General features: G+C 58.0%; 2 protein-coding genes. Both read right to left on the reverse strand.

The window, feature by feature from the left end:
- A partial coding sequence (locus PZC42_RS20610; protein ID WP_277213933.1) for a phage terminase small subunit occupies positions 1–190 on the reverse strand: 190 nt, incomplete at its 3' end.
- The coding region (locus PZC42_RS20615; protein ID WP_277213935.1) for a hypothetical protein at positions 183–471 on the reverse strand (289 nt) is incomplete at its 5' end. The genes PZC42_RS20615 and PZC42_RS20610, both read right to left, overlap by 8 nt.

The following is a 471-nucleotide window of genomic DNA, read 5'->3' on the forward strand; positions in this document are numbered from 1 at the left end:
CTACACTGAACACGTCCCAGTCACCGAAAAGTGCGTCCGTTGCGTTGAAGAATGCTGCACCAAACACGTCCCCATCACTGAACGTCGTTGTCGTCCAGTCTGCCACCAATCCGTCCACCATGTCCCAATCACCGAGCGCAGGTGCAAGCCCGTCGTAGAAACCGAAGTTTCCTGTGTCCCAGTCAGGCACCAACAAGTACACAACGTTGTTGAGCAGAGGCTCGTCCCAGGCTGCTCTTGCGGTTGCTCCGCCCCAATTTCTTGCGGTTGCTCCGCCCCAATTTCTTGCGGATGTGAAGCTCCAATCTCCTGCGGATGCCCAGCTCCAATCTCCTGCGGATGCGAAGCTCCAATCTCCTGCGGATGCCCAGCTCCAATCTCTTGCGGATGTGAAGCCCCAATCTCCTGCGGCTGCCCAAGCACATGCCTTCCAGCTTGCAACCCATGCCCAGCTCCATCCTGCGGCTGCTG

It is taken from the genome of Isoptericola croceus, from assembly GCF_029382255.1.
GTDB lineage: Bacteria > Actinomycetota > Actinomycetes > Actinomycetales > Cellulomonadaceae > Isoptericola > Isoptericola croceus.